Origin of the sequence: Corynebacterium sp. (assembly GCF_052107835.1) — a bacterium.
In the GTDB taxonomy this organism is placed as follows: Bacteria; Actinomycetota; Actinomycetes; order Mycobacteriales; family Mycobacteriaceae; genus Corynebacterium.
This window is the reverse complement of the sequence record NZ_JBQEDF010000019.1, coordinates 43,098-49,173: the sequence shown is the minus strand read 5'-3', so window position 1 is coordinate 49,173 and position 6,076 is coordinate 43,098. Positions and strand designations below refer to the sequence as shown.

Genomic DNA, 6,076 nt, shown 5'->3' with positions numbered 1-6,076 from the left:
AAGTAATGAAACTGCATCTTGAGATCTGGCGTCAGGCGGACCACACCTCGGAGGGTCACTTCGAGGCTGTGGATATCCCCGATGCCGAACAGGAAATGTCCATCCTGGAGCTGCTCGACCACGTCAACACGATGTATGTCGAGGACGGCAAGGAACCCTTCGCCTTCGCCTCCGACTGCCGTGAGGGCATCTGCGGCACCTGTGGCCTGATGGTCAACGGGCGTCCGCACGGGCCGGACAAGAACAAGCCGGCCTGCCAGCAGCGCCTCTACAGCTTCAATGACGGTGACTCCATCAAGCTGGAGCCGCTGCGCTCCGCGTCCTACCCGGTGATCAAGGACATGGTCGTCGACCGGTCCGCCCTGGACCGCGTGATGGAGAAGGGCGGCTTCGTCTCGATGGGCGCCGGTACCGCCCCGGACGCCGACAGCCTCCTGGTCAACCACCATGACGCCGAGCTCGCCCTCGACCACGCCGCCTGCATCGGTTGCGGTGCCTGCGTGGCAGCCTGCCCGAACGGTGCGTCCCACCTGTTCACCGGTGCGAAGCTGGTGCACATGACACTGTCCCCGATGGGGCTGATGGAACGCGGCCGCCGTGCCGTCAACATGGTCGACGAGGCCGAGGGCACCTTCGGCCCGTGCTCGCTGTACGGCGAGTGCGCCGACGTCTGCCCGGCCGGCATCCCGCTGACCGCCGTCGCCGCCATCACGAAGGAGCGTGCCCGCGCCGCGCTCCGTGGCAAGGACGACTAGTCCCCGTCCCCGCACACGCCCCACCCGTGCGGGGGAATCCGGGGCATCCCGGTCCCGGGACGACTCGGTCCCCGGGCCCGGTGTGCACTAGGATTCAATCTGTCACGAGCACACGATGAAAGAGGAACCAATGTCCGCTCACGCCGACTCCGAGGTCATGTTCGCCGGGGAGCCCGAGTACCTTGACGGTTACGTGCCCTCCAGCTGGGACTCCCAGCATTCCTCCCTGCAGCGCAGCCTGACCTGGATGTCCATGGGGCTGATCCTGGTGGGCACCTACCTGTCCGGCGTCTTCGTCTTCGGCTTCGCCGCCGACAGCGTGGGTGCCCAGGAGCACGGGGTCACGATCGGCATCATCGGCCTGGTGGTTTCCCTCGTGTTCCTGCTCGGGGGGTTCTTCGCGATGCATCTCGGGCGCAGCAAGTACCGCGACTACAAGAAGCGCACCGGCCGGGTTCACTAGCCGGTAGACCGGCACCTCCACCGCGGAACACCACCGTGGACGACGGACCCGTACCCCTTCACCGGGGTACGGGTCCGTTCTGCTGTGGAGGGGCGGTCACGGGGGACACTTCACAGGGGCGTCCTTCAGGGGTAGAAAAGAAGTGACGGCGGTTCATCCGCCTCCCGCCGAACAGCGGGGTCTCGAACGATCCACCTTGTGAAGGAGGAGCCGTGAAGAGCAACGACAATCCTGTGGGGGTCTACGGGGGAGAGCCGATCTACCTGGACGGCTACGTTCCGAGCAGCTGGGACTCGCACCATTCCTCGTTGTTGCAGGGGTGGACCTGGCTGGGCATGGGGCTGATCCTGAGCTCGCTGGGCATTCTCGGCGCGGCCATCTACGGATTCACCACCTACGGGCTCTGGGGAAGTCCGCAGACCCAGGACAACGGTGATGTCATCGGTTGGGTCTCCCTCGTCCTCGGCCTGGTCATGCTGGTGGGCGGTGGCCTGAGTATCCATGTCGGACGGGCCCGCTACCGCAGGTACAAGGAGGCCACCGGCCGGATCCACTGACCGCGGCGATGGCTTCCGCACGGTTCCGCCGGACTCAGGGGCTCGCCTGCCCGCCGTTGACGTGGATGGTCGAGCCGACCACGTAGCTGGATTCCGGCGACGTGAGGAACACGTACGCCGGGGCAACCTCGGTGGGCTGGCCCGCGCGGCCCAGGGGAGTGTTCTTTCCGAAGTTGGTGAGCACCTCCATCGGCTGCCCCTCGGAGGGCTGCAGTGGAGTCCAGACCGGCCCCGGCGCGACGGCGTTGACCCGGATGCCCCGCGGGGCGATTTCCTCCGAGAGGCTCTTGGTGAAATTGTTGATCGCCGCCTTCGTTGTCGCGTAGTCCATCAGGTGTGGCGAGGGGACGTACGCCTGGATGGACGTGGTGTTCACGATGGTCGAGCCAGCCGACAGGTGTGGGAGCGCAGCCTGGGTGACCCGGAACATCGCGTGGATGTTCGTCTCGAAGGTCTCGTGGCGCTGTTCGTCGGTGAGCGCCTCGAAACTGCCGACGGCGATCTGGCGTCCAGCGTTGTTGACCAGCGCGTCCAGGCCGCCGAGGTGGGAGACCGCGTCCTCCACGAGGTACCCGGCGACATCCGGGTCGGACAGGTCCGCCGGCAGCAGGACGCACCGTCGGCCGTCCTCTTCGATCACGTCGCTGATGTGGCGGGCGTCCTTCTCCTCGGAGGGGAGGTAGTTCAGTGCGACGTCGGCGCCCTCACGCGCGAAGGCGACGGCGACGGCGGCCCCGATCCCGGAGTCACCGCCGGTGATCAGTGCCTTGCGGCCCTCCAGGCGTCCGGTTCCGCGGTACGTCTCCTCGCCATGGTCGGCGGAGGGGATCATCTCGGCGTCCAGGCCGGGCTCGGTCTGGTGCTGCTCCGGTGGCGTGATGTCGTCGAAGCGGTGGACGGGGTCGGTCACGGTCAGTTGGTCACGGGACACGGTTGGTGCACCTCCTTGGGGTGGAAACTCGGCGTACCAGGTCGTCGAGGGTACGCCTGCGGTACACACACGCAAGGGGTGTTGGGGAGGGGCGTACGGTCGGGGTGTGACAGAGCTCCCGTCACTACGGAGGTGATACCCGTGGCACGCAAGAAGCCGGACCCGGGCCCATCGGTGAAGGACGACACTGTGTACGAGCGTCTCCGTGACGAAGGCGCGTCGAAGGGCAAAGCGGCACGAATCGCCAACGCAGCGGCTGGCTCCTCGCGTTCGGCGGTCGGCCGCCGCGGGGGGACGTCGCCACGGTACGAGGACTGGACCAGGGACGATCTCTATGACCGTGCCAGGGACCTCGGTGTCAGCGGGCGCTCCTCCATGACGAAGCAGCAACTCATCGACGCCCTCCGCGATTCCTGACCCGGATCAACCAAAACCCACCGGCATGCGTCCCGCCTGGGATACTGGAACCCGTGAGTACAGCAACCGATCCCCTCAACACGCTGCCCGTCCCCGGACCCGCCCCGGAATCCGAGGCGGCCCGTCGGCGTGACCTGCGCCGGCACAAGGCTTTCGCGACCAGTCTCCTGGTCCTCGCCACGCTGATCTACCTGGTCTGCCGCTGGTTGGAGGCCACCGGACGCGACGGCGGGTGGACCGGGTACGTCCGTGCGGCCAGTGAGGCGGGCATGGTCGGCGCCCTGGCGGACTGGTTCGCGGTCACCGCCCTGTTCCGGCATCCGCTGCGCATCCCCATCCCGCACACCGCGATCATCAAGCGGAAGAAGGACCAGGTCGGCCACGCCCTCAGTGAGTTCGTGGGCGAGAACTTCCTCAACGCCGCGTTGATCACCGAGAAGTTGCGCCAGGCCAGGATCCCGGAGCGGGCCGCGGACTGGGTCCTCGATGACGGTGGCGCCGAACGGACCGGCAGGGAAGCTGCACGGCTGGTCGACCTGGTCGTCAACGGGGTGGACCCGGCGGAGGCGGAGCAGCTGCTGCGGACCCTGATCATCGACAAGATCTCCGAACCCACGTGGGGTCCGCCGCTGGGGCGGGGCCTCGAGCAACTCATCGCCGAAGGACGCACCGAGCCCGTGGTGGACGCGGTGGTGGTGTGGCTGGACGACAAGGCCAACAGCAGCGAGGACCTGGTCGTGCGGCTGCTGGACGAGCGCACCCCGTCGTGGGCGCCACAGTTCGTCCGCGACCTGGTCGGCGACAAGGTGCACAAGGAGCTGGTCCAGTTCACCGGTGACGTCCGCAATGACCCGGAGCACGAGGCCCGCCACGCCATCCGGAAGTTCATCAACCAGCTCGCCCAGGACCTGCAGCACGACTCCGTGATGATCACCCGGGTGGAGAACTTCAAGGCGGACATCATGGGGTCGGGGACGGTCCAGGCGCTCCCGGGGACCCTGTGGGAGTCCATCCGTTCGACGCTCACCGAGATGGCCCGGGACGAGGACTCCGTCCTGCGCCGGAAGATCGTCCAGTGGGTCACCGAGTTCGCCACCCGTGTACGCGAGGAGCCGGAGCTGCGCGAATCACTGGAGAAGCGCATCGTCGGCGGGGCGTCCTACCTGGCGGAGAACTACGCGGGGGAGGTCACCGGGATCATCGGCGAGACAGTGGAGCGTTGGGACGCGGACGAGGCCAGCGACCGGATCGAGTTGATGGTCGGCAAGGACCTGCAGTTCATCCGGGTCAACGGCACGGTCGTCGGGGCGCTGGCCGGGCTGGCGATCTACACGGTGAGCGAGGTCCTGTTCACGCTGATGTAGCGGTGCCGGTGGCGTCGGTTAGACTCGTGGACCATGGACCCCTTATTGGAACTCGGATTTCGCGTTTTCGGTGGCGGTGGATTTGCAGGCTATCTGCAGCTGCTCGTTCTCGCCATCGTGGTCATCGCCGCCGTCTGGGGAGCGATCCAGGTCGCGATCACCCGTGACGACGCCTTCATGGTCATCGACCGTTCCAAGCAGAACTGGCTGCTGCTGCTCGGGGGGACGGCGCTGGGAGTACTGATCCTGGGGCCGCTGATCTCGATGATCTGGATCGTGGGTGCTGTGATCGTCGGGATCTACTGGCAGGACATCCGCCCGTCGATCCGCGACGTGCTGGACAACTCCAGTGACTGGTGACCCACTGGATCGTCACCGGCACGCCCGGGGGGCCATGGAGGTATCGTTGCTGGATCCCCAACCCACCCGGCAGGATGCGTTGTCGCTGATCGACCGGGTCGGACGGGAGGGACTCGGCGCGGTGTGCCTGCCGCCCACGATGTTCCCGCTGCGTGGGGCAGCGGAGGGCGTGCGCCTTACGTCGGTGGCGGGGCATCCCACCGGCCAGCACCACAGCCTGATCAAGGCCAGCGAGGCGCACATGGCGGTGGCCAATGGCGCCGTCGAGGTCGGTGTGGTGCTCGACCCGGCCCACGTGTTCGGCGGGGACGACGGCACAGGCGACCTCAACGCGTTGATCAGCGAGATCGTCACGCTGCGCGAGGCCGTACCGTACCCGGCGGTGCTCACGGTGGGGGCGGGGTCCGTAGGAATGGCCGGCCGTGGCGCGGTGGAGGGCGATGTACCGGAGGAGGCACTGCGGACGCTGGCCCGCGCCGCCGTCACCGCCGGCGCCGACTACGTGGTGGCGGCGGTGGGGGCCGTGGAGATCATGGCCGACGCCGTGTCGGGGACATCCGTGAAGGTGAAGTCCAGGTCCTCGGTGGCGCTCTGTTCACTGGAGGACGTGGCAGCACTCCGGGACGCCGGCGCGGATCGTGTGTGCGTGGACGCCTCCGCACTGACGACCATCCTGTGACCGGGGTGCCCTAGCGGGCGAGGCCGAGCGCGAGGTCGGTGGATGCCTCGTCGGCACCGCCACCGGCTCCCGCGCCGTCGCCCTCACCGTCGGGGGATCCATCTTCACCGCCGCTGTCGCCGCTGTCGCCGCCGACCCCGAGACCACCGGACGTGTCGATGTCGTTGAGGTTCACGTCTGTACCGTGCAACTGGACCTTCAGGCCCTCGGGGGTGACCTGTGCGTCACTGATCTGGAGCCCCTCGGTCTCGTTCACCGAGCTCTCCAGGTTCTTCGTGAGCTCATCGGCCAGGCCCTCGGGCAGGCTCATGCCGAAGATCTGGACGTCGGCGACCTCGAAGGTGAGCCCGTCGTCCTGCAGGGTCGGGGTCATGCTCAGGGTGGCCAGACCGCCGCCGATGATGACGTCCATGGTGTTGGCGTCCTGGTTCATCTCCACACCGGAGACCGTCATCAGCCCCTCGAGGGCACCGGCCAACGGATTGTCGTCCTCCGGGGCGCCACCGTCGTCCTGCGCGTTCTCGGCGTCGGCGCCACCCTCGGCACCACC

The 6,076-nt window shown here is 67.5% G+C and carries 8 protein-coding genes and 1 pseudogene; 7 read left to right on the top strand and 2 right to left on the bottom strand.

The window, feature by feature from the left end; all coding sequences use genetic code 11:
• Positions 1-5 precede the first annotated feature (5 nt).
• From ACTIL2_RS06940 to ACTIL2_RS06930, 3 genes are all read left to right on the top strand, one after another.
• Positions 6-755: a succinate dehydrogenase/fumarate reductase iron-sulfur subunit gene (locus tag ACTIL2_RS06940; RefSeq protein ID WP_442336723.1), complete on the top strand. Its 750-nt coding sequence runs from the start codon at positions 6-8 to the stop codon at positions 753-755.
• A gap of 130 nt (positions 756-885) precedes the next feature.
• Positions 886-1,218, top strand: coding sequence for a hypothetical protein (locus ACTIL2_RS06935; protein ID WP_442336721.1), 333 nt, complete (start codon positions 886-888; stop codon positions 1,216-1,218).
• A 212-nt stretch (positions 1,219-1,430) separates the two neighbouring features.
• Positions 1,431-1,775 carry a hypothetical protein gene (locus ACTIL2_RS06930; RefSeq protein WP_442336720.1) on the top strand — a complete coding sequence of 115 codons (345 nt, stop codon included), beginning with the start codon at positions 1,431-1,433 and terminating at the stop codon, positions 1,773-1,775.
• A 34-nt stretch (positions 1,776-1,809) separates the two neighbouring features.
• Here ACTIL2_RS06930 and ACTIL2_RS06925 read toward each other — a convergent pair whose 3' ends face one another.
• Positions 1,810-2,706, bottom strand: coding sequence for an SDR family oxidoreductase (locus ACTIL2_RS06925; RefSeq protein WP_442336719.1), 897 nt, complete (start codon positions 2,704-2,706; stop codon positions 1,810-1,812).
• Between the two features lie 141 nt (positions 2,707-2,847).
• Between ACTIL2_RS06925 and ACTIL2_RS06920 the strand changes: the two genes are divergently transcribed.
• The 4 genes from ACTIL2_RS06920 to ACTIL2_RS06905 are packed head-to-tail and all read left to right on the top strand — an operon-like array spanning position 2,848 to position 5,526.
• Positions 2,848-3,123, top strand: a complete 276-nt coding sequence (locus ACTIL2_RS06920; protein WP_442336718.1) for a DUF7218 family protein — start codon at positions 2,848-2,850, stop codon at positions 3,121-3,123.
• Between the two features lie 53 nt (positions 3,124-3,176).
• Positions 3,177-4,487, top strand: coding sequence for a DUF445 domain-containing protein (locus ACTIL2_RS06915; RefSeq protein WP_442336717.1), 1,311 nt, complete (start codon positions 3,177-3,179; stop codon positions 4,485-4,487).
• Between the two features lie 33 nt (positions 4,488-4,520).
• Positions 4,521-4,847 carry a DUF2516 family protein gene (locus ACTIL2_RS06910; protein ID WP_442336716.1) on the top strand — a complete coding sequence of 109 codons (327 nt, stop codon included), beginning with the start codon at positions 4,521-4,523 and terminating at the stop codon, positions 4,845-4,847.
• 46 nt (positions 4,848-4,893) lie between these two features.
• Positions 4,894-5,526 (top strand): 2-deoxyribose-5-phosphate aldolase, encoded by a 633-nt coding sequence (locus ACTIL2_RS06905; protein ID WP_442336715.1) that lies wholly within the window; start codon positions 4,894-4,896, stop codon positions 5,524-5,526.
• A gap of 10 nt (positions 5,527-5,536) precedes the next feature.
• Here the strand turns inward: ACTIL2_RS06905 and ACTIL2_RS06900 are convergent.
• Positions 5,537-6,076, bottom strand: a pseudogene (locus ACTIL2_RS06900) (DUF2993 domain-containing protein); the annotation flags it as partial.

Bases quoted from the DNA above. Each gene is read 5' to 3' on its own strand.
- ACTIL2_RS06935 (WP_442336721.1), top strand. From the start codon at position 886: ATGTCCGCTCACGCCGACTCCGAGGTCATGTTCGCCGGGGAGCCCGAG.
- ACTIL2_RS06940 (WP_442336723.1), top strand. From the start codon at position 6: ATGAAACTGCATCTTGAGATCTGGCGTCAGGCGGACCACACCTCGGAG.
- ACTIL2_RS06910 (WP_442336716.1), top strand. From the start codon at position 4,521: ATGGACCCCTTATTGGAACTCGGATTTCGCGTTTTCGGTGGCGGTGGA.